Origin of the sequence: Allobosea sp. Root483D1 (assembly GCF_001429505.1) — a bacterium.
Classification (GTDB): domain Bacteria; phylum Pseudomonadota; class Alphaproteobacteria; order Rhizobiales; family Beijerinckiaceae; genus Allobosea.
Genome location: NZ_LMJW01000001.1, coordinates 779,259 through 804,455 on the forward strand (window position 1 = coordinate 779,259; position 25,197 = coordinate 804,455).

Sequence of the window (25,197 nt, forward strand, 5' to 3'; positions counted from 1 at the left end):
CGAAGTCGGCTCAGGCCGACAGAAACTCGACCGTTCGCGACTGCGAAAGGCGGCCGATCAAGCCGCGCAACTGCTCGCGCGAGAGCGGCTTAGCCAGGCAATCGTCCATGCCGGCGGCGAGCGCCTCGCGCCTGTCGTCCTCGGCCGTATTGGCGGTCACGGCAACGATGGGCAGCCGGTCCGAACCGAGCGCCTTCTCGGCGGAGCGTATCCGCCGGGCGACGGCGAGCCCGTCCAGCACCGGCATGCGGACATCGAGCAGGGCGAGATCGAAGCTATGCGCCTTGCCCGAGCGCGCCTCCTCGATCAGGCGGACAGCCTCGCCGCCATCGCGCGCCCAGACCGCGCTGCAACCGAATCGCTCCAGGGTGCGGGTCAGCAGCAGCGCGTTGATCTCGTTATCCTCGGCGACGAGGACCCGCAGGCCGGCGTCAGGCGGCAGCGCCGATGCGGCGGTGGCCGGTGCCGCAACGGCGCCCTGCGAACGCCCGACCGGATCGAGACGCACCTGCAGCGAGCGGGCTCGGACCGGCTTGACGAGGAAGCCGGTGAAGCCGGCTGCATAGGGCGAGCCAAAGCTGCGGCGCTCGGCCGGCGCGAGCATGATCACGATGTCGGCGACGCCGGCGCCCCGTGCCGCAGCGGCCAGCGCCTCGACCTCGCCGCCCGGAAGATTGCGATCGACCAGCACAGCGGACAAGCGCGAATCGGCGGCGAGAAGGGCCAGGGCTTGCGCATGATCGCCGGCGTGCAGGACCTGCGTGCCCGTGCGTTCGAGACAGGCGGCGATATGGGCGGCGCTGAACGGCGCCGAGGACGCGACCAGGATGCGCCGGCCCTGCCAGTCAGGTGAAGCGGGAGATGCGCCTGCGCCTGCATCGGCTTGCAGAGGCAAGGTCAGCCGGAACAGCGCGCCGCCGTCCTCGCGATTGCTCGCTTCGATCTCCCCGCCCATGGCGCGGGCGAGCCGACGCGCAATGGCGAGGCCGAGGCCGGTGCCGACATGGTCGCGATGGCCGCTCATCTCGCCCTGTTCGAACTCCTCGAAGATCGACGCCAGGCGTTCCGCCGGGATGCCTGGACCGGTATCGGCGATGGTGACGACGAACGCGCCCGCGGCGCTGTCCGCCTCGATGCCGACGCCGCCAGCTTGCGTGAATTTCACGGCATTGCCGACGAGATTGAGCAGGATCTGGCGCAGGCGCTCGGCATCGCCGACGAGCCTCCCCGGCAGATCAGGGCCGAGGAGAGCGGAGATCTCGATACCCTTCGCCTGGGCGCGGGGCGCCATCAGTTCGGTGACGTCCTCGATCAAGCCGAGTGGATCGAACGGCGCCCGCGCAAGCTCGAGCTTGCCGGCCTCGACCTTGGCGAAGTCGAGAATGTCGTCGACTAGGCCGAGCAACGCCTCGCCCGAGCTCCGCAGCGCCTTGACGTAAGTGCTCTGCTCCGGATCGAGCCTGGTGTCGCCGAGCAGGTCGGCCATCCCCAGGATGCCGTTGAGCGGCGTGCGGAACTCGTGGCTGACGGTCGCGAGGAAGCGCGACTTGGCGGCGCTTGCCTCCTCGGCCCGGCTGCGTGCCTCCTCCAGAGCGGTTTCGGTCGCAATGCGCCCGCTGATCTCGCGGCCGACACGTTGCAGCACGGTCTGCCCCGCGGCGACCGGAACGATCGTCTCGACCCAGGACAGCCAGCGCTCGCCCTCTTGCGTCTCGATGCACTCGTCGACGACGCGGGCACCACCTGGCAGCGCCTGCACCGGCCGCGCGATGCGAACGCGCGGCTGCTCGACGCTGCCCACGGCCTCGGCCTCGCTCTTGCCGAAGAGCGCCGCATAGGCGGCGTTGGCATAGATGATCCGGCCCTCGCTGCGGCGCACGATCAGATCGCCCTGCGCCTCGATCAGGCTGCGATAGCGCTCTTCGCTGTCGGCAAGTTCCCAGAGCCGATCGCTCAGCTTCTCGACATCGGCCGTCAGCACCCGCGCCTGCTGCGTAACCTCTCGCCGCTCCCGCAGCAGGCGGATCGCGACGACGGCACAGGCGATCGCCATGGCGACGGCGGCGCCTGACAGCAGGACGAGGAAGGACGGCAGCTCGATCATACAATCTCATCTAGCATCCACCCTCTTGAGAAAGGGTTCGCCTCAGCTGCGAGGATGCCGAATGGTTTGAATGGTTTCGTTAACCTTTCATCAGGCGGCAATCCTTCATCAGGCGGCTTGGGCCGCCTGGTCGATGCGCGAGCGATAGGACAGCGCCTCGGCGAGATGGATGCGTCCGAGCCTGTCCTCGCCGTCGAGGTCGGCGAGGGTGCGGGCGACCTTGAGCACGCGATGATAGCCGCGCGCCGTCAATCGCATGGCATCGGCGGCATTGCGCAGCAGCGCGAGCCCGGCCGCATCCGGCCGCGCGACATCATCGAGCAAGGAAGCGGGGCAGCGAGCATTGGTCGTGCCCCCCGGCAGACCGAGCGCGGCATAGCGCGCCGATTGGCGGGCCCGGGCCGCCGCGACACGAGCAGCGACTTCGGCCGAGCCTTCGGCCGCAGCGGGCAGGATGAGATCGGCGGCCGTCAACGCGGGAACGTCGATGGTGATGTCGATCCGGTCGAGCATCGGGCCGGAGATTCTGGCCTGATAACCGGCCATGCAGCGCTCGTTCGGCCGGGTGCGGCAGGCATAGCCCGGCTCGGTCGCCTTGCCGCAGCGGCAGGGATTCATCGCGGCGATGAGCTGGAACTTTGCCGGATAGACGCTGCGGTGATTGGCACGCGAGATCAGCACCTCGCCGGTCTCCATCGGCTGGCGCAAAGCATCGAGTACCTGCGCCTGGAACTCCGGCAATTCGTCGAGGAAGAGCACGCCGTGATGGGCGAGCGAGATCTCGCCGGGCCTGGCCTGCTGGCCGCCGCCGACCAAAGCCGCCATCGAAGCCGAATGATGCGGCGCGCGGAAAGGGCGCCGGTCGGTCAACTCGCCCTCGGCGAGATGGCCGGCGACCGAGAGCACCATCGAAACCTCGAGCAGCTCGCGCGGATCGAGCGGCGGCAGGATCGAGGGCAGACGGCTTGCCAGCATCGACTTGCCGGCACCGGGCGGCCCGTTCATCAGGAGATTATGGCCGCCGGCAGCAGCGATCTCGAGCACGCGCTTGGCGCTCTCCTGGCCCTTGATGTCGCGCAAATCCGGCAGCGGCCCGCTCTGGCGGGCGACGGCGGGCTGCGGCCGCGCCATCACCTGCGTGCCCTTGAAATGATTGGCGAGCTGGATCAGCGAGCGCGGCGCGAGGATGTCGAGATCGTGCGCCGCCCAGGCCGCTTCCGGCCCGCTCGCGGCCGGGCAGATCAGTCCCTGCCCTCGGCCATAGGCCGCGATCGCCGCCGGCAGCACGCCGGCGACCGGCGTGATCGAGCCGTCGAGGGCGAGCTCGCCGAGCACGGTGTAGCCGGCCAGCGCATCGGCCGGGATCGCGCCGATCGCCGCCATCACACCGAGTGCGATCGGCAGATCGTAATGGCTGCCTTCCTTGGGCAGATCGGCCGGGGCGAGATTGACGGTGATGCGCTTGGCCGGCAGCGCCAGCCCCGAGGCGATCAGCGCCGCGCGCACCCGCTCCTTGCTCTCGCCGACCGCCTTGTCTGGAAGCCCGACCAGGATGAAGGCGACGCCGCCCGGCGTGACCTGGACCTGGACATCGACGGCGCGCGCCTCGATGCCTTCGAACGCCACAGTCGCGACCCGCGTCACCATCCCAGCGCACCCCGTCCCCGCGCAGTGACGCTAGCGGAAGCGCGCCAAGGTTGCAAGAACATATAGGGAACTTCTATGCGGGGGCGACAACGGCCTTGCGGGCGATGATCTGCCTCAGCAGCACCGGCGCCGCGATGACGAGACCGATTGCGACGCTCATCGGCGTCGCCAGGATCAGCGGCAGGGCTGCGATGCCGAGCACCACCCGCTCCCACATCGCCAGCGGCGCCAGCAGCCACCCTGCGAAGCTCGCCGACAGCAGGGCGATGCTGGTGATGCATGCAGCCGTCGAGCCGATCAGCTCAGTCCAGGTGAAGCCCGGCACCATGATCAGCATGGAGGGCGAGAACACGAAGACGAATGGCACCAGCACCTTGCCGAGCGCCAGCCGGAAGGCGGTGTTGCCGGTCCTGAATGGATCGGCGCCGGCCATGCTCGCCCCGGCATAGGCCGCGATCGCCACCGGCGGCGTCACGTCGGCGAGGACGCCGTAATAGAAGACGAAGAAATGGGCGACGAGCGGATTGACGCCGAGCATGCCGAGCGCCGGCGCTGCCACCGTCACCATGATGATGTAGTTCGCAGTGGTCGGCACGCCGCAACCGAGCAGGATGCAGACGATGCCGGTCAGGACGAGGGTGAAGAACAAGGTCGCGCTCTTCAGGTCGAAGGGCAGGAAGGGTGCGATCGCGAGCACGCCATTGGCCCATTGGTCGGCGAGCGAGGTGACGATCCAGGAGATCTTGAAGCCGACGCCGGTCAGGGTGACGACGCCGACGATGACGCCGACCGTCGCGGCCGCGGCGCCGACGCCGATCGCGTATTTGGCGCCGAGGATGAAGGCGTCGATCATCTCGGCAATGCGCTTGCGCCCGTCCGCCCAGCGGATCAGCACGCCATGAGCCATGGCAGCGAAGGCGGCGAGGGTCAGCGCCGCATTGACGCCGGGCATGCGCAGAATCTCGCTCGGCGCGGCGATGCCGAGTGCGACCGCGAGTACCAGCGCCGAGGCCGCGCGGTAATGCGCCAGGCCGACCAGCATGCAGCCGGTGATGCCCCAGAAGGCGGCGAGATAGGGCGTGTAGCCGGTGAACAGGACGAGAATCAGCACGAAGAGCGGCGCGATCGTCGGCCAGTCGCGGGCGAAGACCTCGGAGAGCTTCGGAATCTCGGCGTCGGTCAGGCCGCGCATACCGGAGCGCTTCGCCTCGAAATGGACCTGCATCAGCACGCCGAAGAAGTGCATGAAGGCAGGAATGATCGCGGCGACGACGATGGTCGCATAGGGCAGATTGAGGAACTCGACCATCAGGAAGGCGGCGGCGCCCATGATCGGCGGCGTGATCTGCCCTCCCGTCGCGGCCGTCGATTCGACGGCGGCTGCAAAGTGCCGCTGGTAGCCGAGCCGGATCATCATCGGGATGGTCAGCGAGCCGACGGTGACGGTGTTCGCCACCGAGGAGCCCGAGATCATGCCGAACAGGGCCGAGCCGAAGATCGAGATCTTGGCCGGGCCCCCAGCGAAGCGCCCGGCCACCGCCGCGGCGACGCCGAGGAAGAGGCGGCCGAGTCCGACCCTGGTCGCCAGCACGCCGAACAGCACGAAGTGGAAGACATAAGTCGCGACCACGCCGAGCGCGACGCCGTAGATGCCCTGGCTGGTCAAATAGAGATGGTTGACCAGCGTCGACCAGGTCGCGCCCGGATGCAGGAAGATGCCGGGGAACCAGTTGCCGTAAAGTGCATAGACCATGGCAAAGAGCGCGATCACCGGCAGGCCCCAGCCGATCGCCCGGCGCGTCGCCTCGATCATCAGGATGATGGTGATCGAGCCCATGACGACGTCGAGCGTCGAGGGATTGCCGACGCGGAAGACCAGGTCCTCGAAGATATAGGGCACGTAGAGGCTGGAGACCGCGACGGCGACGGCGCAGATCCAGTCATAGAGCGGCACGCCGCCGGGCCGCCAGAGCGTCGAGGCGTGGACCTTGGCGGCCTCGCTCTTGCGCGCGGCGAAAACCAGGAAGATCAGCCCGAGCACGAAGGCGAGGTGGATGCCGCGATGCGTCGTCTCGCGCAGCAGGCCGAAGCCGGCGGTGTAGTAGTGGAAGGCCGAGAGCGCGAGCAGCAGCGCCCCGATCAGGACCGCGGTGCGTGGCGGCACCTTGCGGAACTGCATCTCCGGGTCGAGTTCTTCCTCGAGCCTGGCGAGTTCGGCGACGGAGGGCTGGGTTGTCATCTCTGGCTTTCGGCGAGACGCGGCATTAGATGCGGACGGTACCGTCATTCTCGGGCGGCGCATGGCTCCGACCCGAGAATCTCCGGCAAGAGATGCTCGGGACAAGCCCGAGCATGACGCCTATCGCGTCACTTCAGCAGTCCGGCTTCCTTGTAGAACTTCTCGGCGCCGGGATGCAGCGGCACGCCCTGCAGGCCGGTGAGCGCGCTCGCCTTCTGGATCGCCTTGCCCTTGGCATGGCCGGCGTCGAGCGCGGCACGGGTCTTGTCGCTCCAGAGGCCCTTGGTCACGGCATAGACCGTGTCGTTCGAGACCTTGGCCGAGGTCACCCAATGGGCGCCGACGGCGATGGTCTTGACCGCGCCGACATCCTTGTAGGTGCCGGCCGGGATTTCGTCCGCAGCGAAGAAGGGCGAATCCTTCGCCAGTTTCTCGGCGGCTGCGCCGGTGATCGGCAGGATGTCGATGCCCGAGCCGGTCGAGGCCAGTTCCGAGATCGCCGCGGCGGGAAAACCGCCGGTGAAGAAGAAGGCATCGACCGAGCCGTCCTTCATCTTCTCAGCCGCCTGGTTCGGCTTGAGATATTCGGCCGAGATGTCCTTCTCGGAGACGCCGAAGGCGGCGAGGATCGCCTTGGCGTTGAGCAGCGTGCCCGAGCCCGGCTCGTCGAGCGAGACCTTCTTGCCCTTGAGGTCGGCGACGCTCTTGACGTTCGAGGCCTTGCGAACGACGAGATGGACGCTCTCCGGGTAGAGATTGGCGATCGAGCGCAGCTCGGCGACCTTGGGCTTGCCGTCATAGACACCGGTGCCGGAATAGGCCCAGAAGGCGACATCGGCCTGGACGAGGCCGGACTCCGCCGCGCCGCCGACGATGGCGTTGACATTGGCGACCGAGCCGTTGCTGGCGACCGCCGTCGAGACCAGTTGCGGCGGCGCCGAGATCGCATTCGCGATCAACCCGCCGATCGGATAATAGGTGCCGGCGGTGCCCCCGGTGCCGATGCGGAAGAAGGCCGGAGCCTGGGCGAGCGCGATGCCGGCCAGTGCGAGCGCGCCGGACCCCAGCACGACTGCGAGGCCGCGGCGCGTGATCTTGGACTGCATGAAAACCTCCCGTTGAAACGGGAAGTGTCGGAAGCTTTGCCGCGGCAATCAAGCGGCTAACAGGCAAATCCCGTGCGTTTGTCGCGCCGTCCGCGCAAGATTGTGTTTAAAATACGGCAAACCAGCCCGCTCGCCCGCTTCACCGTCGCGTGACGATGCCGATCTCGGGCCTCGGCGCCGCGCCCAGCCAGAGCAGCAGGAAGCCGAGCAGCAGCCCAGCCGCGGCGGTCGGGACCTGCAGCATCTGGACGAGCACCGGATCCCAGAGCATGGGATGGAGATTGCGCTCGACAGCGGGCTGGAGCTGCCGGAAGCGCTCGCCGACGAAGGTGAGCGCGGTCTCGCCGAGCGGTGTGAAACGCAGGGCCGAGTTGGCGATCGAGCGCGCCCCGTCGGTGAGCAGCGCAACAAAGCCGCCGGCGACGAGGAGATAACCCAGCATCCTGACGAGAAAGCGCAATTCGTCCCCCGATCCCCGCAATGGCCGGCCAGGCGCGGTCCTCGGAACCGCCTCCCCGCCGGGACACCGCATGTGTCCCCTCGCCCGCGGTAATGCAACGGCAAAGGACAATTGCGCACAACCCCGACAGGCTGCGGCTTTAGCGCTTGAAAGTCGCGCGCTTGGACGCCATAAGCAGCGCGCCGGACAGGTGGCCGAGTGGTTGAAGGCGCACGCCTGGAAAGTGTGTATACGGGAAACCGTATCGAGGGTTCGAATCCCTCCCTGTCCGCCACTTCTTTTATCTCACGCCAGTTCGCTTCGCTCACGGCTCCGATGGGGCGGCCTTCCGGCCGGTCGCGCAGTCGCGCTCCAGGCTCCGAGTTCGAACTTGCGTCCGAACTCTCCGCCATCGATCCCGTAAGGGGTTGATTTTCCAGAGAACTTAGGCAAATCAAGTCGTAGCTGTCGTAGTGATAGCGCTTGACGGTCGCGTCCTTGATCGTCCGGTTCATCCGTTCGACCTGCCCGTTGCTCCGGGGATGGTTGATCCCGGTGAAGCGATGCTCGATCCCGTCTTCTCGGCAGACCAGGACAGCGTGACAGCGTGAGGCTCTGCGCCACCAACACGCTCCGCATCAGCGCCGATCTCAGGCCGACTTTTTCAACGCTATCCGCCAGTTGCCGACATTGACCGGAAGCGGTCAAGCAAAGCCAGGACCAGACTGCCCGAAACCTATGGTTCCGCAGCCAGGCGCGACGTCGCCCGGCGCATCAGGTCGAGGAGGTGCAGCGTGGCGGGCGTCAGGGGCAGGTCGGAGCGCCGGACGAGAACCAGCGGTGGCGCGGTGAGCTCTTCGCCAACCCTGATCGTGGTCAGCGCCTTTCCGGTCATCTCGAAGCGCTCCCATTGCGCCGGGACCATCGCCAGCAGGTCGCTGTTGGCGAGGCAGGTCAGCAAGGTCAGCGCCGACTGGCTTCGCACCGCCAGCCGCGGCGGCGGCAGGCCGTGGCGGGCGAAGAAGGCGTTGATCTCGTCGCTCGCATCGGCGGTGATCGAGGTCGTGACCCAGTCCTGGCCGACGAGTTCGCGCAATGAGGTCGCCGCCGCCAATGGGTGGCCTGCGCGGCACAGCACGATGCGGCGGTTGTGGAACAGCACCTCCCGGCTGAGTTGGGGGACGGGCTGCGCACCGCCATCGGGGCCGATGTAGAAGTCGACCGTGCCGTCGCGCAGGCGTTCTTCGAGAGTGGGGTAAAAGCCCTCGATGATATGCAGCCTGATATCGGGATAGCGCGTGCGGAACGGCCGCAGGCTCGGCGGCAGCAGAGCGAGATGGGCCGCGATGGAAAGCCCGACCGTGACCGTACCGGTGCCCGCCCCGCGCAATTGCTCGACTTCTTCGCGGGTCCGCCTGATCTCGGTCAGAATCGACCTGGCGCGGGCGACGAAGGCTTCCCCCAGCGGCGTCGCGACCACGCCGCGCGCGCGGCGTTCGAACAGGGGTGCGCCGAGCTCGCGCTCCAGCAAGGCGAGGCTGCGGGTCAGGGCGGGCTGGGCGATCTGCAGATGCCGGGCCGCGGCGCGCATGCTGCCACGCTCGGCAATTGCCACCACCTCCTCGAAATGATCCAGCTTCATCGGCTCAGCCTCGCAACGCAGCTTATCGATACCGATTTGCTATCGCTCCTGCAATTTTGACATCTGTTCAGGTATCTGTGCCGGCGTTAGCCATTCCTCACGAACAAGGCAGCGGCCGCCTCGGAGAACCGGGAGACGGCCCTTTCGGGAGGAAGGCATGGAGATCATCAAGCCCGTATTCCATCACGTCACCTTCAAGACGAGCCGGCTCGACGAGATGGTGGCGTGGTACGGCACGGTCGTCGGCGCCAGGCCGAACTTCCAGGATGCCAACAATGCCTGGACGACCAATGACGAAGCCAATCACCGCGTCGCCTTCCTCTCGGCGCCCGGGCTCGGCGACGACCCCGACAAGCGCAGCCATAACGGCATGCACCACAGCGCCTTCGAGTATGAGAGCTTCGCCGACCTGATGTCGTCCTATGCCCGCTTGCGCGACGAGGGCATCCAGCCCGCCTTCAGCCTCGACCACGGCATGACGATCTCGATCTACTACAAGGATCCCGAAGGCAATTTCGTCGAGCTCCAGTCCGATACTTATGGCGACTGGAAGCAGTCGAGCGAGTGGATGCGCTCGTCGCCGGATTTCGCCGAGAATCCGATCGGCACCTTCTTCGATCCGGAGCGGGTCTATCAGGACCACAAGGCCGGCCAGAGCTTCGACGCCCTGCACGTCGCGATGCGCCGGGGCGACTACCAGCCGCCCAGTACGCCCGATCTCGGATTGCCGGCGTGACCAACACCGTGCTCGCTCCGCAGGATCGTCTCGCGATCGAGCAGTTGATCCAGCGCCATGCCTGGCTGATCGACCACGGCGAGGCGGACAACGTCGGCGAGCTCTTCTGCCAGGATGCGGCGCTCTATGGCATCGGCCCCGACAAGATCGGCCGTGCCGCGATCGCCGAATGGGGCCGCCAGCGCGCCGCTTTGACCGAGCGCCGTTCGCGTCATCTGCAGAACAACATCTTGATCGAGCCCGCCGGGCCCGATGCGGCCCGCGGCTGGGTCGCGCTGACGCTCTACCGCCATGACGGACCCGGCCAGGGCTCGGCTTCGCCGATGCTCATCGCTGAATATGCCGATCGCTATGCGAGGGAGCCGGATGGTTCCTGGCTCTTCACCGAACGGCGGCTGAGCGTGCTGTTCGGCACCGCCTGACGACCCCGACATTCATCGCCTCGCCGCCACGGCTGGAGGCATCCAAGAAGGAGGACACCATGCGTCTCGCCACCATCCTGAACGGCGGCAAGCCGAGCCTCGCCGCCTATCGCGGCCAGGATCTGATCGATCTCGCCAAGGCTGGCCCGGGCCTGCCGGGCGATATGCTCGCCTTCCTCGCCGGCAGCGAGGCCGCCCGCTCCGCCATCGCCAGTGCGCTCGCCAATGCGCCAGCCTCTGCCGTGCTCGATCCCGAGCTTGCGACCTTCCTGCCGGTCGTACCGCGTCCCGGCAAGATCATCTGCGTCGGGCTGAACTATGCCGACCATTCGGCCGAGAGCGGCTTCAAGCAGCCCGATTATCCGACATTGTTCGGCCGTTTCTCGACCAGCCTGATCGGCCATAAGGCGTCGATGATCCGCCCCAATCTCTCGGACCAGCTCGATTACGAAGGCGAGATCGCGGCCGTGATCGGCCGGGGCGGCAAGCACATCGCGAAGGCGACCGCGCTCGATCATGTCGCCGGCTATGCCGTCTTCAACGAAGGCTCTGTGCGCGAGTATCAGTTCAAGGCGCCGCAATGGACCGTCGGCAAGAACTTCGACGGCACCGGTGCCTTCGGCCCGGCGCTGGTCACATCAGACGAGCTCCCTCCCGGCGCGCGCGGCCTCCGGATCGCGACCCGCCTCAACGGCGAGACCATGCAGAGCGCCAGCACCGACGACATGGTCTTCGATGTGGCGACCCTGATTTCGATCATCAGCGAGGCGATCACGCTGCAGCCCGGCGACGTCATCGTCACCGGCACGCCCGCCGGCGTCGGCGTGGCGCGCAAGCCGCAGCTCTTCATGAAGCCCGGCGATGTCTGCGAGGTCGAGGTCGAAGGCATCGGCCTGCTCGTCAACCCGATTGCGCAGGAAGAGGCCAGGCGGGCCGCGGCCTGACCCCGGCACCTGGTGGAGCGAGAATCGTGAGCAAGAGCGGCAACGATATCGATGTGCTGATCGCCGGCGCCGGGCCGGTCGGCCTTTCGGCCGCGATCGAGCTCGGCCAGCGCGGCATCAGCTGCCTCGTGGTCGAGCGTAACGACCGCGTCGGTTATTCGCCGCGCGCCAAGACGACCAATGTCCGTACCCGCGAGCATCTGCGGCGCTGGGGCATTGCCGATGCCCTGCGTGCGGCCTCGCCGATTCCGCCGGACTATCCCTCCAACGTCGTCTTCGCGACGCGGATGAACGGTCCCGAGCTCGCCCGCTTCAGCAATGCGCTGAACGGCAGCCGTGCCCGCAACGACCTCTATTCGGAAGAGGCCCAATGGGTGCCCCAATATGTGCTCGAGGAGGTGCTGCGCCGGCACGCCTCGTCCCTGCCGGGCGTCACCGTCGCCTTCAACACCGAGCTGGCCTCCTTCACCGATGACGGCCGCGGCGTCGTCTCGCAACTGAAGGACGTCGCGAGCGGCGCGGTGCGCGAGATCGCCAGCGCCTATCTGATTGGTGCCGACGGCGCCCGCAGCGCGGTGCGCCAGGCCATCGGCGCGAAGATGCAGGGCGAAGGCGCCTTCTCGAAGAACTACAACATCATCTTCCGGGCGCCCGCGCTGGCAACCAGCCATGCCCATGGTCCGGCGATCATGTACTGGATGGTCAACGAGGAGGTGCCGTCGCTGCTCGGACCGATGGACAGCGAGGGCCTCTGGTTCTTCATGGCAACCAAGCTCCCCAACGACGTCGATCCGGCGAGCGTCGATCCGGTCGAGCTGATCCGCGCCGGTACCGGGCTCGCCGATCTCGAGATCGAGATCGTCGGCCTCGACCCCTGGGTGGCACATCGCCTCGTCGCCGATCGCTACGAGAAGGGCCGGGTCTTCCTCGCCGGCGATGCTTGTCATCTGCATCCGCCCTTCGGCGGCTTCGGCATGAACATGGGCATCGGCGACGCCGTCGACCTCGGCTGGAAGCTGGCTGCGGTGCTGCGGGGCTGGGGCGGGCCGGAGCTGCTGGCGAGCTACACGGCCGAGCGGCGCAAGGTGCATGAGCGCACCATCGCCGAAGCCGTCATCAATTACGGCGCCGTCGGCAACCAGCTGGTCCGCCCGGGTCTCGAGCAGCCCGGCCCGCTCGGTGAGGCGACGCGGCGCGAGGTCGGCGAGATCATCGAGGCGACCAAATTGCGCGAGTTCCGCACGCTCGGCATCGTGCTCGGCTCGCGCTACGAGGATTCAGCCATCATCGTATCCGATGGCAGCGAGCCGCCGGTCGAGCACTTCATGCTCTATGTGCCCTCGGCCCATCCCGGCTGCCTCGCGCCGCATCTCTGGCTCGCCGATGGCTCGTCGCTCTACGATCATTTCGGGCAGGGCTTCACTTTGCTCGCGACCTCGGGCGACGGCGCGGACGCTGCGCCGCTGACCGCCGCTGCTACCCGTCTCGGCCTGCCGCTGAAGCTTTTGCTGCCGGGCGACCAGCGCCTGCCGGCGCGCTATGGCGCTCGCTTCGCACTGATCCGGCCGGACCAGCACGTCGCCTGGCGCGGGGATGTGATCCCGGCCGATTGCGAGGCGCTGCTCGCCATCGTCACGGGGCGAATGAAGTCGGAAGCTGCGCTCGGAATACCGGCCACGGCCGCCTAGAAACCAAGCACAAAAACAAAACTCGGATCGGGGAGGACAAGATGAAACGGGGAATGATCGGCACCTTGCTCGGCGCAGCGCTGGCGGTCTCGCTGGCAAGCGTCGGCGCGATGGCGCAGACGGTCGAGCTCAAGGTCTCGCACTACTTGCCGCCCAACCACCAGATGCACAAGCAGCTGGAAGCCTGGAGCGCGGAGCTCGCGCAGCGCTCCAATGGCCGGCTCAAGCTCGCCATCTTCCCGGCGGCGCAGATGGGGCCGATGCCGCGGCAATACGACCTCGCCCGCACCGGCGTCGCCGACATCGCCTTCTTCCTGCACGGCGCACTGCCCGGCCGCTTCCCGCTGACCGAGATCTCGCACCTTCCTTACGCCTTCAATCGCGGCGAGGGTGCTGCCGCCAAGGCGCTCTCGACGGCCGAGGCCTCCGGCATCCTGACCGAGCTCTCCGACAAGCTCGCGGCCGAGCACGAAGGCACCAAGCCGCTCTACTTCATCGCGACGCCGACGCTGAGCCTGTTCTTCAACAGGCCGGCGGTGAGAAGCCCCGCCGGCATGCGCGGGCTGCGCATGCGCCATAACGGCCCGGTCGCCTCGGCGATTCTCGAAGCCTGGGGCGCGACACCGGCTGCCGTGCCGCCGGCGGAACTGTCCGACTCGCTTGCCAAGGGCACGATCGCCGGCATGTTCTTCAACTACGAGGCGGCGAAATCCTTCCAGATGGCCGAGAGCGTCAAGTCGGTGACGCAGCTCGATGCGGCGGCCGGCACCTTCGCGCTGGTGATGAACGCCGAGAAGTACAAGTCGCTGCCCGACGACCTGCGCAAGCTGATCGATGAGACGACGGGGCCGGCCGCGGCCCGCGAGGTCGGCGCGATCTACGACCAGGCCGAGGATGATGGACGAAAGTACCTGCAGGCGGTGAACGTCGAGATCCTCGAGCTGACCGGGCCGGAGCGCGCTGCCTTCGAGGAGTTGGCCAAGCCGGTCACCGCCAGCTTCATCGCCAGGGCCGAGGCCAAGGGCGCCAAGGCGAAGCAGTTCTATGACGAGCTGCGCGCTGCTGTCAGCGGTGCGAAATGAGCGGCGGCAAGCTTCGCCGCTTCGACCCGGCGCGGCTGCTCACTGCCTCCGGCGCGCTGGCGCTAGCGGTGATGCTGCTCTGGACGATGGTCGATATCGGCGCCCGGCTCGCCTTCAACAAGCCGCTGCACGGCACGCTCGATCTCGTCGAGGTCACGCTGGTGCTCGTCGCCTTCCTCGCCCTGCCGGAATGCTTCCGGCGCGACGAGCAGATCAAGGTCGATCTCTTCGACACCATGGTTCGTCCGCGGACGCTGGCGCTGATGCGGCTCGCCGGCGAGATCGCGACGCTCGCCTTCCTCGCCTTGCTGGCTGTGACCCTGGTCCAGCCGCTCGCCGACGCCTACCGCTTCGGCGACCAGAAACCTGACCTGCCGGTGCCGGTCTTCCTGCTGCTGTTGGCGATCGAGCTTGCACTGGTCGTCTCGGTCTTCGTCGTGCTCGGCCGTGCGATCGGGCAAGTGCGCGCCTTTCCGCGCGCTAACGACGCTGTCGCCTCTCCTCCTTCGGCTCTCCACGGCAACAACGGAGCCGCGTCATGAGTGCGACCTCCATCGGCCTGATCGGCATGGCGACGCTTGTCGGCATGATCATGGTGCGCATTCCGGTTGCCGTGGCGCTCGGCCTGGTCGGCTTCGTCGGTTATGCCGCGATCGACGGCTTCGCCAAGGCGCGCCTGGTCTTCGGCGCAGTGCCACTCGAGCTCTCTTCGGCCTACACGCTCTCGGTGCTGCCATTGTTCACGCTGATGGGCGCACTCGCGACCATGGCCGGCCTCTCGGGCGACCTGTTCCGGGCGAGCAACGCCGTCTTCGCCGGCATGCGCGGTTCGCTCGCCATGGCGGCCGTCGGGGCCTCGGCCGCCTTCGGCGCGGTCTGCGGCTCCTCGCTGGCGACCGCCGCGACGATGAGCCGGATCTCGATCCCGGAAATGCTGAAGGCCGGCTATTCGCCGGCGCTGGCGGCCGGCGTGGTCGCGGCCGGCGGCACGCTTGGCATCCTGATCCCGCCCTCGCTGATCCTGATGATCTACGGCATCATCGCCCAGCTCTCGATCATCAAGCTCTTCGCCGCCGCGCTGATCCCCGGCCTCGTCCTGACCGGGCTTTATCTGCTGACGGTCTGGATCTGGGTGCGCCTGCGGCCGCAGGCGGCGCCGAAACTGCCGAGCCAGAGCAAAACGCAAGCGCTGCGGCTCGTCCTGAACGTCTGGGACGTGGCGGTGCTCTTCCTCGTCACCTTCGGTGGCATCTATCTCGGCTGGTTCAGCCCGACGGAAGCCGCCGCCGTCGGGGCGTTCGGAGCCTTGCTCCTTGGCTTGCTGCGCAAGGGCTTCGCACGCGGCGATATCGCCACCGCCTTCACCGAGACGACGCGGATCACCGCCAACCTCGTGCTCATCGTCCTGGGATCGACGATCTTCGCGTATTTCGTCGTGCAGACCGGAATGGCGCAATCGGTGGTCAAGTCGATCGCCGCGATTGGCCTGTCGCCGCTGGCGGTGATGCTCCTGCTGATTGCCTTCTACGTCTTCCTCGGCTGCTTCCTTGAAGGCATCGGCATGGTGCTGGTCACGGTCCCCGTGCTGCTGCCGCTCGTCCTGTCGACCGGGTACGATCCGATCTGGTTCGGCGTACTGCTCGTCATCGTCGTCGAGATCGGGCTGATCCACCCGCCCGTCGGGATGAACCTCTTCGTGATCCGGACCCAGGCGCCGGAGATCAGCCTGGGCGCGATGTATCGTGGCGTGCTGCCTTTCCTGGTCGCACCGTTCGCGCTGATCGCCATGCTGCTGGCGTGGCCAGATCTGGCGCTGTGGCTGCCGCGGTCGATGTCACTCAACTAGCCCCATTGCGACTGATCGCGAGGCCGGCTCGCGCCATGAGCTGACCTTGTCATGGTTCCCGATAGCGAACATTCCGGAGAAGCGCTTCAGGTGGTGTGGAGCTGCGACCAACGCCTTCTCTTCACTCCCCGGACCAATGGCACGTCCGTTGCTAGCCCCTGCTCGATCCGTGCGAACCAACGCCGGGCCTCGAGGGGAGCTCCGTCATGTCATCCACATCCGCTAAGCGCGCCGTCATGCTGGCGCTCGGCTTCTCAACCACGCTCGCGGGCGCCTCGCTCGCGCAGGAGAAAGTGCTGCGCATCGGCATGACCGCCGCGGATATCCCGCGCACTCATGGCCAGCCCGACCAGGGTTTTGAAGGCAACCGCTTCACCGGCATCCCGATGTATGACGGGCTGACCAACTGGGACCTGTCCTCGGCCGAGAAGGCGAGCGTCGTCATCCCCGGCCTCGCCACCGAATGGGCGGTCGACGCCAGCGACAAGACGAAATGGGTCTTCAAGCTCCGGCCGGGCGTCAAATTCCAGGACGGTTCGGCCTTCGATGCCGCCGCCGTCGTCTGGAATGTCGACAAGGTGCTCAACAAAGAGGCGGCGCAGTTCGCCCCGGACCAGATCGGCGTCACCGTCTCGCGCATGCCGACCCTCAAGGTGGCAAAGGTCGTCGACCCGCTGACGGTCGAGCTCACCACCTCGGAACCAGACGCCTTCCTGCCGATCAACCTGACCAATCTCTACATGGCGTCGCCTGCGCATTGGGCAGCAAAGCTCGCGGCGGTGCCGGCTTCGGTGACCGAGCCGGCCGAGCGCGCCAAGCAGGCCTGGGCTGCCTTCTCGGCCGACCCGTCCGGCACCGGTCCGTTCAAGGGCGTCAAGCTCTCGCCGCGCGAGCGCTTCGAGATGGTCGCCAACAAGAGCTATTGGGACCCCAAGCGGGTGCCAAAGATCGATCGCGTTGTGCTGTTGCCGCTGCCGGAGGCGAATGCCCGCACCGCGGCGCTGCTCTCGGGCCAGGTCGACTGGATCGAGGCGCCCTCGCCCGACGCCGTACCGCAGATCAAGCAGCGCGGCTTCTCGATCTACAGCAACGCCCAGCCGCATGTCTGGCCCTGGCAACTCTCCTTCGCCGAAGGCTCGGTCTGGCTCGACAAGAAGGTGCGCCACGCCGCCAATCTCTGCGTCAACCGCGAGGAGCTGAAGACCCTGCTCGGCGGGCTGATGGAAGTGCCGAAGGGCACGGTGCCGCCCGGCCATCCCTGGTGGGGCAATCCGAAATTCGAGATCAAATACGACCTCGAAGCCGCCAAGAAGCTGATGACCGAAGCCGGTTTCTCGGCCGCCAAGCCGGCGAAGGTCAAGGTGCTGACCTCGGCCTCGGGCTCCGGCCAGATGCAGCCCCTGCCGATGAACGAGTTCATGCAGCAGGCGCTGAAGGACTGCTATTTCGACGTCGCGCTCGAGGTCGGCGAGTGGAACGCCGTCTTCACCAACTGGCGCGAGGGCGCCAAGCACGCCAATGCCCGCGGCGCGAACGCAACCAACGTCACCTATGCCGCGATGGACCCGTTCTTCGCGATGGTCCGCTTCGTCTCGACCAAGACCTTCCCGCCGGTCTCCAACAACTGGGGCTATTTCGGCAATGACGAGTTCGACAAGCTGATCGCCGACGCCCGCACCTCCTTCGATGGCACGGCCCGCGACGCGGCGCTGGCCAAGCTCCACGCCCGCATCGTCGAGGAGGCGCCCTTCGTCTGGGTGGCGCACGATGTCGGCCCGCGCGCGATGAGCGCCAAGGTCAAGGGCGTGGTCCAGCCGAAGAGCTGGTTCATCGACCTCGCGCCGATGTCGATGGAGTGACGAGGCCGTAGGCCTCGTCATCCTCGGGCGGCCGCAGGTCGACCCGAGGACCTCCTGCCGGAGATGCCCGGGTCAGGCCCGGGCATGACGCGGGGGCGATGGCACGGCGCTTGCTGAGCCGATTTCAGAACACGTCCAGATCAAAGGTGGCCGATGATCCGTTCCGCTCTCGCCTTGTCATTCGCCGCCGGCGTCGCGCTGTTCGCACCGCAGGTTTCCGCCCAGGGCATCCTGCGCATCGGCATGACCGCCTCTGACATCCCGCTGACCACCGGCCAGACCGACCAGGGCGGCGAGGGCATGCGCTTCATGGGCTATACGGTCTATGACGCGCTGATCAACTGGGACCTGAGCAAGGCCGACAAGGCCTCCGACCTGATGCCGGGCCTTGCCACCGCCTGGGCGGTCGACGCTGCCGACAAGACGAAATGGACGTTTGTCCTGCGCGAGGGCGTGAAGTTCCATGACGGTTCGGAATTCACCGCCGAGGCCGTGGTCTGGAACCTCGACAAGCTGCTCAAGACCGAGGCGGCCCAGTTCGACCAGCGCCAGGCCGCGCAAGGCCGCTCGCGCATCCCGGCCGTCGCCGACTACAAGGTGATCGACAAATACAAGGTCGAGATCACCACGAAGGCGCCGGACGCGACGCTGCCCTACCAGATCGCCTGGGTGATGATGTCTTCGCCGGCGCAGTGGGAGAAGCTCGGCAAGAGCTGGGAAGCCTTCGCCAAGACCCCGTCCGGCACCGGCCCCTGGCAGCTCACCGCCTTCCAGCCGCGCGAGCGGGCCGAACTGACGCCGTTCAAGGACTACTGGGACAAAGCGCGCGTGCCCAAGCTCGACAAGCTCGTGCTGCTGCCGCTGCCCGAGGCCAACGCTCGCGCCGCGGCGCTGCGAGGCGGACAGGTCGACTGGATCGAGGCGCCGTCGCCGGACCTGATCCCCTCGTTGAAGGGCGCCGGCTACAAGATCGTCACCAACGCCTATCCGCATAACTGGACCTGGCACCTGTCGCGGGCGGAAGGCTCGCCCTGGAACGACATCCGCGTGCGCAAGGCCGCCAATCTCGCCGTCGATCGCGAGGGACTGAAGGAGCTGCTCGGCGGCATGATGATCCCGGCCGAGGGCTTCTATCCGCCCGGCCATCAATGGTTCGGCAACCCGAAGTTCAAGCTCAGGCTCGACCAGGCCGAGGCGAAGAAGCTGCTCGCCGAAGCCGGCTATTCGCCGGCCAAGCCCCTCCAGACCCGCATCCTGATCGCGCCCTCGGGCTCGGGCCAGATGCAGCCGCTGCCGATGAACGAGTTCGTGCAGCAGAACCTCGCCGAGGTCGGCATCAAGGTCGATTTCGAGGTTGTCGAGTGGAACACGCTGATCAACATCTGGCGCGCCGGTGCCAACCATGAATCCTCGCGCAAGGCGACGGGGATGAACTACACCTATTTCATCCAGGACCCCTTCACCGGGCTGATCCGGCACCTGCAATGCGATCTGAAGCCGCCGGCGGGCACCAATTGGGGCCTCTATTGTGATCCGGAGATGGACGCGCTCTTCGCGCAGATCCGCACCACCTTCGATCCCGCAGAGCAGCTGAAGATCCTGCAGAAGACGCATGAGAAATACGTCGACGACGCGCTCTTCCTGATGGTGACGCACGACGTCAACCCGCGGGCGCTGTCACCCAAGGTCAAGGGCTTCGTCCAGGCGCAGAACTGGTTCCAGGACTTCTCGCCGATCTCCATGGACAAGTGAGGCGGCGATGAAAGCGCGGCGCCGGCCATGCTGATCTATCTCGCCAAGCGCATCCTCTACGTGCTGCCGGTGGCGCTCGGGGTCAGCGTGTTCTGCTTCCTCCTCGTCCATATCGCGCCGGGCGATCCGCTAACCTCGGTGCTGCCGCCCGACGCCTCGCAAGCGATGCAGGACGAGCTGCGCAAGATCTACGGCTTCGACCGGCCGCTGCCGGTGCAGTTCGGGCTCTGGCTGTGGAAGGCGCTGCAGGGCGATCTCGGCACCTCGATCGCGACCGGGCGGCCTGTCGCGCCCGAGGTCTGGCGCGCCGTCGGCAACACCTTGCTGATCGCCTGTCTCGCCACCGTGATCGGCTTCGTGCTCGGCTGCTTCTTCGGCTTCGTCGCCGGCTATTTCCGTGGCTCCTTCCTCGACAAGTTCGCCTCGATGCTGGCGGTGCTCGGCGTCAGCGTGCCGCATTACTGGCTCGGCATGGTGCTGGTCATCGTCTTCTCGGTGCAGCTCGGCTGGCTGCCGCCGGGCGGCGCCGGGCCAGGCGGCTCGGCCGCCTGGAAATGGGACTGGGAGCATGTCAGCCACATGATCCTGCCTGCGGTCACCATGTCGGTGATCCCGATGGGCATCATCTCGCGGACGGTGCGGGCGCTGGTCGCCGACATCCTGAATCAGGAGTTCGTCCCGGCGCTGCGGGCCAAGGGCCTGATGGATTTCGGCGTGTTCAGGCATGTCGTCAAGAACGCGGCGCCGACTGCGCTCGCGGTGATGGGCCTGCAGCTCGGCTACCTGCTCGGCGGCTCGATCCTGATCGAGACGGTGTTCTCCTGGCCGGGCACCGGCTTCCTGCTCGGCAACGCCATCTTCCAGCGCGACCTGCCCTTGCTGCAAGGCACGATCCTGGTGCTGGCGATGTTCTTCGTCGGGCTCAACGTCCTGGTCGACATCGTCCAGGGCCTGCTCGACCCACGCGTCCGGAGGCGCTGAGATGAGCGCTGTCGCCACCGATGCCGTCCCGGTTGCGATCACGCAGCCGCTGCGCTCGCCGGGCTACTGGGCCGGCGTCTTCAGGCGCTTCAAGCGCGACAAGGTCGCGGTCGGAGCCGGCATCGTCGTGCTGGCGATCATCCTGATGGCGGTCTTCGCCGACTATATCGCCCCGGCCGACCCGACGCGCTCCTCGATGCTGCGGCGCCTGCGGCCGATCGGCACGCCAGGCTATCCGCTCGGTGCCGACGAACTCGGCCGCGACATGCTCTCGCGCCTGATCCACGGCGCCAGGCTGTCGCTGTTCATGGGGGTGGTGCCGGTGTTCATCGCCTTTGCCGTCGGCTTGGTGATCGGCGTCTCGGCCGGCTTCTTCGGCGGCAAGTTCAATACGATCACGATGCGCACCGTCGACATCTTCTACGCCTTCCCCTCGGTTCTGCTGGCGATCGCGCTCTCGGGCGCGCTCGGCGCCGGCGTCTTCAACTCGCTGCTCTCGCTGACCATCGTCTTCATCCCGCCGATCGCGCGCATCGCGGAGAGCGTGACGACGCAGGTGCGCTCGATGGACTATGTCGAGGCGGCACGTGCCTCGGGCGCGGGCTCCGGCACGATCATCCGCGTCCATGTTCTCGGCAATGTGCTCGGGCCGATCTTCGTCTACGCGACGAGCCTGATCTCGGTCTCGATGATCCTGGCCTCCGGCCTGTCCTTCCTCGGCCTCGGCACCAAGCCGCCGACGCCGGAATGGGGGCTCATGCTGAACACCCTGCGCACCGCGATCTATGTCCAGCCCTGGGTCGCGGCGCTGCCCGGCGCCGCGATCTTCATCACCTCGATCTCGTTCAACCTGCTCTCGGACGGGCTGCGCTCGGCCATGGATGTGAAGGGCTGACCGGCATGTCGCTTGAAACGTCGATCGAAGATCGTGACCGCGGCGGGGCCGGCACGCCGCTGCTCGAGGCCCGCACCCTGACCAAGCATTTCCCGCTCGGGCGCGGCGCGGTGGTGCGGGCGGTCGACGGCGTCGATTTCCAGGTCCTGAAGGGCGAGACGCTCGGCGTCGTCGGCGAATCCGGCTGCGGCAAGTCGACCACGGCGCGCGTCGTCATGCAGCTCATCCTGCAGGACAAGGGCGAAATGCTGTTCGACGGCGAGGCCGTCGGCAGCGCAGCGCTGTCGCTGAAGGAATACCGCCGCCAGGCGCAGATGGTCTTCCAGGACAGCTACGCCTCGCTCAATCCGCGGCTGACCATCGAGGATTCGATCGCCTTTGGCCCCACCGTGCACGGCGTCCCGAAATCCGGGGCGATCCTGCGCGCCCGCGACCTGCTCACCCGTGTCGGTCTCGACCCTGCCCGATTCGCGGCGCGCTATCCGCATGAGCTCTCCGGCGGCCAGCGCCAGCGCGTCAACATCGCTCGCGCGCTCGCGCTCGGGCCACGCCTCGTCATCCTCGACGAGGCGGTCTCGGCGCTCGACAAATCGGTTGAGGCGCAGGTGCTCAACCTGCTGATGGACCTGCGCGAGGAATTCGGGCTGACCTACATCTTCATCTCGCATGACCTCAACGTCGTCCGCTTCATCAGCGACCGCGTCATGGTGATGTATCTCGGCGAGGTCGTGGAGATCGGCCCGGTCGACGAGCTCTACGACGATCCGCGCCATCCCTATACGCGGGCGCTGCTCTCGGCGATGCCCTCGATGGACCCGGACAACCGGACGATGGAGGCGCCGCTCGCCGGCGATCCGCCGAACCCGATCAACCCGCCCGAGGGCTGCCGCTTCCACCCGCGCTGCCCGCAGGCGCAGACCGTCTGCGCCAAGGTGAAGCCGGCGCTGACCCGGACCGGCGCCGGGGCGCGGCTCGCCGCCTGCCATATGGAAATCGCAGGTTCCGGCCATAGCCGCGCGCCGGCACTGGAGGACGCCGCATGAATCCGGCTTCGACCAGCCCGCCGCTCGTCGCGATGGAGAACGTCACCGTGCGCTTTCGTGGCGCGCAGAATGTCCATGCCGTCAACGGTGTCTCGCTGACGCTGGAGCCGGGCAAGGTGCTCGGCATCCTCGGCGAATCCGGTTCCGGCAAGAGCGTGACGCTGAAGACCCTGCTCAGGCTTTTGCCCGAGAGCCGCACCGAGATCGGCGGCACGGTCATGGTCGACGGCCGGGATGTGCTGGCGCTCGGGGCCCAAGAGCTCTCAGATTATCGCGGCGCCGTCACCTCGATGATCTTCCAGGATCCTGCCCTGGCGCTCGATCCCGTCTACACCGTCGGCGAGCAGATCGCCGAGGCCATCGTCCGCCACGAGAAGATCGGCAGGAAGGCTGCGATGCAGCGCGCGCTCGAACTGCTCCAGCTCGTGCGCATTCCGTCACCCGAGCGCCGGCTGAAGGCGTATCCGCACGAGATGTCGGGCGGCATGCGCCAGCGCGCCATGATCGCGCTGGCATTGGCGGCGCGGCCCAAGCTGCTGCTCGCCGACGAGCCGACGACGGCGCTCGACGCCACCGTGCAGATCCAGATCCTGCTCTTGCTGCGCCAGCTCCAGCAGGATCTCGGCATGGGCGTGATCTTCGTCACCCACGATATCGGCGTCGCCGTCGAGGTCTCGGACCGGCTCGCGGTGATGTATGCCGGCCAGATCGTCGAGACCGGCACAGTGCGCGAGCTGATCAGCGACCCGCAGCACCCCTATACGCGCGGCCTGCTCGCCGCGAACCTGCATGGTGCGAAGAAGGGCGAGCGGCTCGAGGCCATTCCCGGTGCACCGCCGGCGCTGAACGAGCCGCCATCCTCCTGCTCCTTCGCGCCGCGCTGCCGGCAGGCGGAGGAAGCCTGCCGGGCGGGCCTGCCGCCAGCCGTCACGCTGGGCGCAGGCCGGATCGTGCGCTGCACCAGGGTCGAAGCCGCGCTCGCGCCGGCCTGACGATCGCTCCCGCCACAATTGCGGTTCCTTCACAGCACGGTGCACCAGCGTGCAAGCGCGATAAACTTCCCGGTGATGCGGCAGGCTTGGCAGCACAGGACGGCGCGATGTTTCTTTTCGCTGGTCCGAGCACGCCAGAGTTGCCATCTCGCGCGGCTCCAGGCGCGATCGCTGCGGGTGCTGCCGAAGCCTGCGCGTAGCGGCAATCGCCGTTCTACGAAATCTCGGTCAGCAGCCCGTGCTCCCCGGAGGTCCGCAGGAAATGCAGCAGGTCCGACAGTCCCTCGCCGAGCAGGGTGACATGGGCGCGCATCATCTGCGCCGCCTGGGCACCATCGCCCCGCAGGATCGCTTCCATCACCCGCTCATGCTCGGGGATTGACGAATGCATCCGTCCGGGCTGGTAGGTGATGGTGCGCCGATACGCCGAAATCTTCAGCGTCAGCCGGCGCAGTTCGTCCTGCAGGATGCGGTTGTGGCTCGCGTTGGCGATCACCTCGTGGAAATCGAGATTGGCCGCATAGAATGCCTCCGCATCCTCGGCCGCTGCGGCTTCGGCACAGGCACGATGCGTTGCCTGGAGACGCGCCCGCTGCTCCGGCTGGATGCGACGGGCGGCCTGTGAGGATGCGAACGCCTCCAGCTCTGCGACGACACCGAACGCGTCCAGCAGGTCCGCGAGCGACATCTGCGAGACCTGCAGACCCTGGCGGCCGCGCGACACCACGAGGCCACTGGCGGCCAGCCGCTGCAGCGCCTCGCGCACCGGCGTGCGCGACATGCCGAACTGCTCTGCGAGCTGGCGCTCATCCAGCCTGTCGCCTGGTCGCCGAATCCCCTTGAGGATCTCTTCCTCGAGGCGGGTGACCACGCCGGCCGAAAGCGATTCCGGCTCGTCCGGCGCCGTTGATCCGTTAACTCGCGCCATCACGCTCAGCGCCTCACCGGCTGTCTGCCGAATAAAATCTGTTCGCGACCGTCTCCGCGAGTGCCACCAGCCCATAGAGGAGCAGGCCGCAGATGCAAAGCACCACGATGGCCGCCATCGACACTTCCGTGTCAGCGCGCGCCGTCGCGAAGATGATCAGATAGCCGAGGCCGGCTTGCGCCGTGATGAACTCGCCGATGATCACCCCGATGATGGCCAGCGTGATCGCGATCTTCATGCCGCTGAAGATATGGGGCAGCGCCATCGGGAAGCGCACGCTGGTGAAGACCTGCCATTCCGTCGCGGTCAGTGAGCGACACAGTCTCAGGATGCCGCGGTCTACGCTCAGGAAGCCGGCGGTCGTGGCGATGACGACCGGAAAGAAAGCGATGAACACCGAAAACGCGATGCGCGATTGCGAGCCGACCCCGAGCCAGATGATGAAGAGCGGCGCGAGCGCGATCTTCGGAATGAGCTGGAAGAAGATCAGGTTTGGATAAAGTGCCTCGCGCGCCATGTCCGAATAGGTGATGACGATGGCGATCGCGACGCCGAGCAGGAGTGCGAACAGGAACCCAGCCGCCGATTCCAACGTGGTCGGCACCGCATGCATCAGCAGGATGTCGTAGCGGGCGACGATATATTTCGCGATCGAAACCGGCGAAGGCAAGATGACCGAGGGAACCTGCCAGATCGTGACGTAAAGCTGCCAGGCAGCCAATACGATGAAGGCCAGGCCAAGCGGCAGAACGATGCTGCTCAGGCTGGCGGCACCCTGGAATCGACTGGCTCCGGAAGCCGGAAGGGCGGCACCGGTCTCGGTACCGATGGTGGCCTTTGCCATGCTGGACC

21 protein-coding genes, 1 tRNA gene and 1 pseudogene are annotated in these 25,197 nt (G+C 67.1%); 14 read left to right on the forward strand and 9 right to left on the reverse strand.

The window, feature by feature from the left end; translation table 11 throughout:
- Nucleotides 1–10: 10 nt before the first annotated feature.
- From ASE66_RS03735 to ASE66_RS03755, 5 genes are all read right to left on the reverse strand, one after another.
- Nucleotides 11–2,104, reverse strand: coding sequence for a response regulator (locus ASE66_RS03735; protein ID WP_057188191.1), 2,094 nt, complete (start codon nt 2,102–2,104; stop codon nt 11–13).
- 108 nt (nt 2,105–2,212) lie between these two features.
- Nucleotides 2,213–3,751, reverse strand: coding sequence for a YifB family Mg chelatase-like AAA ATPase (locus ASE66_RS03740; protein ID WP_057188192.1), 1,539 nt, complete (start codon nt 3,749–3,751; stop codon nt 2,213–2,215).
- 73 nt (nt 3,752–3,824) lie between these two features.
- The gene (locus ASE66_RS03745; RefSeq protein WP_057188193.1) at nt 3,825–5,990 is read right to left on the reverse strand and encodes a TRAP transporter permease; all 2,166 of its coding nucleotides are present in this window, start codon (nt 5,988–5,990) and stop codon (nt 3,825–3,827) included.
- Between the two features lie 128 nt (nt 5,991–6,118).
- The gene (locus ASE66_RS03750; protein WP_057188194.1) at nt 6,119–7,096 is read right to left on the reverse strand and encodes a TAXI family TRAP transporter solute-binding subunit; all 978 of its coding nucleotides are present in this window, start codon (nt 7,094–7,096) and stop codon (nt 6,119–6,121) included.
- A gap of 139 nt (nt 7,097–7,235) precedes the next feature.
- On the reverse strand, nt 7,236–7,556 hold the full coding sequence (locus ASE66_RS03755; RefSeq protein ID WP_156412001.1) for a hypothetical protein: 321 nt from the start codon (nt 7,554–7,556) through the stop codon (nt 7,236–7,238).
- Between the two features lie 184 nt (nt 7,557–7,740).
- On the opposite strand from ASE66_RS03755, the gene ASE66_RS03760 reads away from it, so the two are divergent.
- Nucleotides 7,741–7,830: transfer RNA gene (locus ASE66_RS03760), tRNA-Ser, on the forward strand.
- A gap of 163 nt (nt 7,831–7,993) precedes the next feature.
- Here the strand turns inward: ASE66_RS03760 and ASE66_RS31945 are convergent.
- A pseudogene (locus ASE66_RS31945) lies at nt 7,994–8,125 on the reverse strand (IS481 family transposase); the annotation flags it as partial.
- 146 nt (nt 8,126–8,271) lie between these two features.
- Nucleotides 8,272–9,177: a LysR family transcriptional regulator gene (locus tag ASE66_RS03765; protein ID WP_057188196.1), complete on the reverse strand. Its 906-nt coding sequence runs from the start codon at nt 9,175–9,177 to the stop codon at nt 8,272–8,274.
- Between the two features lie 157 nt (nt 9,178–9,334).
- Between ASE66_RS03765 and ASE66_RS03770 the strand changes: the two genes are divergently transcribed.
- The 13 genes from ASE66_RS03770 (at nt 9,335) to ASE66_RS03830 (ending at nt 23,417) form a co-directional block, all read left to right on the forward strand.
- Nucleotides 9,335–9,913 carry a VOC family protein gene (locus ASE66_RS03770; protein WP_057188197.1) on the forward strand — a complete coding sequence of 193 codons (579 nt, stop codon included), beginning with the start codon at nt 9,335–9,337 and terminating at the stop codon, nt 9,911–9,913.
- Nucleotides 9,910–10,335 carry a nuclear transport factor 2 family protein gene (locus ASE66_RS03775; protein WP_057188198.1) on the forward strand — a complete coding sequence of 142 codons (426 nt, stop codon included), beginning with the start codon at nt 9,910–9,912 and terminating at the stop codon, nt 10,333–10,335. Before ASE66_RS03770 ends, ASE66_RS03775 begins: the two co-directional genes overlap by 4 nt.
- A gap of 59 nt (nt 10,336–10,394) precedes the next feature.
- Nucleotides 10,395–11,279, forward strand: a complete 885-nt coding sequence (locus ASE66_RS03780; RefSeq protein ID WP_057188199.1) for a fumarylacetoacetate hydrolase family protein — start codon at nt 10,395–10,397, stop codon at nt 11,277–11,279.
- Nucleotides 11,280–11,305: 26 nt separating this feature from the next.
- Nucleotides 11,306–12,967 (forward strand): FAD-dependent monooxygenase, encoded by a 1,662-nt coding sequence (locus ASE66_RS03785; RefSeq protein ID WP_082613171.1) that lies wholly within the window; start codon nt 11,306–11,308, stop codon nt 12,965–12,967.
- Between the two features lie 41 nt (nt 12,968–13,008).
- Nucleotides 13,009–14,049 carry a TRAP transporter substrate-binding protein gene (locus ASE66_RS03790; RefSeq protein WP_082613172.1) on the forward strand — a complete coding sequence of 347 codons (1,041 nt, stop codon included), beginning with the start codon at nt 13,009–13,011 and terminating at the stop codon, nt 14,047–14,049.
- The gene (locus ASE66_RS03795) at nt 14,046–14,591 is read left to right on the forward strand and encodes a TRAP transporter small permease (RefSeq protein WP_057188201.1); all 546 of its coding nucleotides are present in this window, start codon (nt 14,046–14,048) and stop codon (nt 14,589–14,591) included. The genes ASE66_RS03790 and ASE66_RS03795 overlap by 4 nt, the downstream gene beginning before the upstream one ends.
- The gene (locus ASE66_RS03800) at nt 14,588–15,895 is read left to right on the forward strand and encodes a TRAP transporter large permease (RefSeq protein ID WP_057188202.1); all 1,308 of its coding nucleotides are present in this window, start codon (nt 14,588–14,590) and stop codon (nt 15,893–15,895) included. Before ASE66_RS03795 ends, ASE66_RS03800 begins: the two co-directional genes overlap by 4 nt.
- 206 nt (nt 15,896–16,101) lie before the next feature.
- Nucleotides 16,102–17,754, forward strand: coding sequence for an ABC transporter substrate-binding protein (locus ASE66_RS03805; protein ID WP_057188203.1), 1,653 nt, complete (start codon nt 16,102–16,104; stop codon nt 17,752–17,754).
- Between the two features lie 153 nt (nt 17,755–17,907).
- Complete coding sequence (locus ASE66_RS03810; protein WP_057188204.1) at nt 17,908–19,506, forward strand: ABC transporter substrate-binding protein; 1,599 nt, start codon at nt 17,908–17,910, stop codon at nt 19,504–19,506.
- 27 nt (nt 19,507–19,533) lie between these two features.
- Entirely contained in the window at nt 19,534–20,487 is a 954-nt protein-coding gene (locus ASE66_RS03815; protein ID WP_057188205.1) for an ABC transporter permease, read from the forward strand.
- A 1-nt stretch (nt 20,488) separates the two neighbouring features.
- Nucleotides 20,489–21,382 (forward strand): ABC transporter permease, encoded by an 894-nt coding sequence (locus tag ASE66_RS03820; protein ID WP_057188206.1) that lies wholly within the window; start codon nt 20,489–20,491, stop codon nt 21,380–21,382.
- 5 nt (nt 21,383–21,387) lie between these two features.
- The gene (locus ASE66_RS03825) at nt 21,388–22,425 is read left to right on the forward strand and encodes an ABC transporter ATP-binding protein (RefSeq protein ID WP_057188207.1); all 1,038 of its coding nucleotides are present in this window, start codon (nt 21,388–21,390) and stop codon (nt 22,423–22,425) included.
- Nucleotides 22,422–23,417: an ABC transporter ATP-binding protein gene (locus ASE66_RS03830; protein WP_057188208.1), complete on the forward strand. Its 996-nt coding sequence runs from the start codon at nt 22,422–22,424 to the stop codon at nt 23,415–23,417. Before ASE66_RS03825 ends, ASE66_RS03830 begins: the two co-directional genes overlap by 4 nt.
- 214 nt (nt 23,418–23,631) lie before the next feature.
- Here ASE66_RS03830 and ASE66_RS03835 read toward each other — a convergent pair whose 3' ends face one another.
- Nucleotides 23,632–24,288 (reverse strand): GntR family transcriptional regulator, encoded by a 657-nt coding sequence (locus ASE66_RS03835; RefSeq protein WP_057188209.1) that lies wholly within the window; start codon nt 24,286–24,288, stop codon nt 23,632–23,634.
- Nucleotides 24,289–24,358: 70 nt separating this feature from the next.
- Complete coding sequence (locus ASE66_RS03840; protein ID WP_057188210.1) at nt 24,359–25,189, reverse strand: ABC transporter permease; 831 nt, start codon at nt 25,187–25,189, stop codon at nt 24,359–24,361.
- Nucleotides 25,190–25,197: the final 8 nt, after the last annotated feature.

Excerpts from the sequence above, each read along its gene's own strand:
- ASE66_RS03735 (WP_057188191.1), bottom strand. The coding sequence starts at position 2,104 with ATGATCGAGCTGCCGTCCTTCCTCGTCCTGCTGTCAGGCGCCGCCGTC.
- ASE66_RS03740 (WP_057188192.1), bottom strand. The coding sequence starts at position 3,751 with ATGGTGACGCGGGTCGCGACTGTGGCGTTCGAAGGCATCGAGGCGCGC.
- ASE66_RS03745 (WP_057188193.1), bottom strand. The coding sequence starts at position 5,990 with ATGACAACCCAGCCCTCCGTCGCCGAACTCGCCAGGCTCGAGGAAGAA.
- ASE66_RS03750 (WP_057188194.1), bottom strand. The coding sequence starts at position 7,096 with ATGCAGTCCAAGATCACGCGCCGCGGCCTCGCAGTCGTGCTGGGGTCC.
- ASE66_RS03765 (WP_057188196.1), bottom strand. The coding sequence starts at position 9,177 with ATGAAGCTGGATCATTTCGAGGAGGTGGTGGCAATTGCCGAGCGTGGC.
- ASE66_RS03770 (WP_057188197.1), top strand. The coding sequence starts at position 9,335 with ATGGAGATCATCAAGCCCGTATTCCATCACGTCACCTTCAAGACGAGC.
- ASE66_RS03780 (WP_057188199.1), top strand. The coding sequence starts at position 10,395 with ATGCGTCTCGCCACCATCCTGAACGGCGGCAAGCCGAGCCTCGCCGCC.
- ASE66_RS03790 (WP_082613172.1), top strand. The coding sequence starts at position 13,009 with ATGAAACGGGGAATGATCGGCACCTTGCTCGGCGCAGCGCTGGCGGTC.
- ASE66_RS03795 (WP_057188201.1), top strand. The coding sequence starts at position 14,046 with ATGAGCGGCGGCAAGCTTCGCCGCTTCGACCCGGCGCGGCTGCTCACT.
- ASE66_RS03800 (WP_057188202.1), top strand. The coding sequence starts at position 14,588 with ATGAGTGCGACCTCCATCGGCCTGATCGGCATGGCGACGCTTGTCGGC.
- ASE66_RS03805 (WP_057188203.1), top strand. The coding sequence starts at position 16,102 with ATGTCATCCACATCCGCTAAGCGCGCCGTCATGCTGGCGCTCGGCTTC.
- ASE66_RS03810 (WP_057188204.1), top strand. The coding sequence starts at position 17,908 with ATGATCCGTTCCGCTCTCGCCTTGTCATTCGCCGCCGGCGTCGCGCTG.
- ASE66_RS03815 (WP_057188205.1), top strand. The coding sequence starts at position 19,534 with ATGCTGATCTATCTCGCCAAGCGCATCCTCTACGTGCTGCCGGTGGCG.
- ASE66_RS03820 (WP_057188206.1), top strand. The coding sequence starts at position 20,489 with ATGAGCGCTGTCGCCACCGATGCCGTCCCGGTTGCGATCACGCAGCCG.
- ASE66_RS03825 (WP_057188207.1), top strand. The coding sequence starts at position 21,388 with ATGTCGCTTGAAACGTCGATCGAAGATCGTGACCGCGGCGGGGCCGGC.
- ASE66_RS03830 (WP_057188208.1), top strand. The coding sequence starts at position 22,422 with ATGAATCCGGCTTCGACCAGCCCGCCGCTCGTCGCGATGGAGAACGTC.
- ASE66_RS03840 (WP_057188210.1), bottom strand. The coding sequence starts at position 25,189 with ATGGCAAAGGCCACCATCGGTACCGAGACCGGTGCCGCCCTTCCGGCT.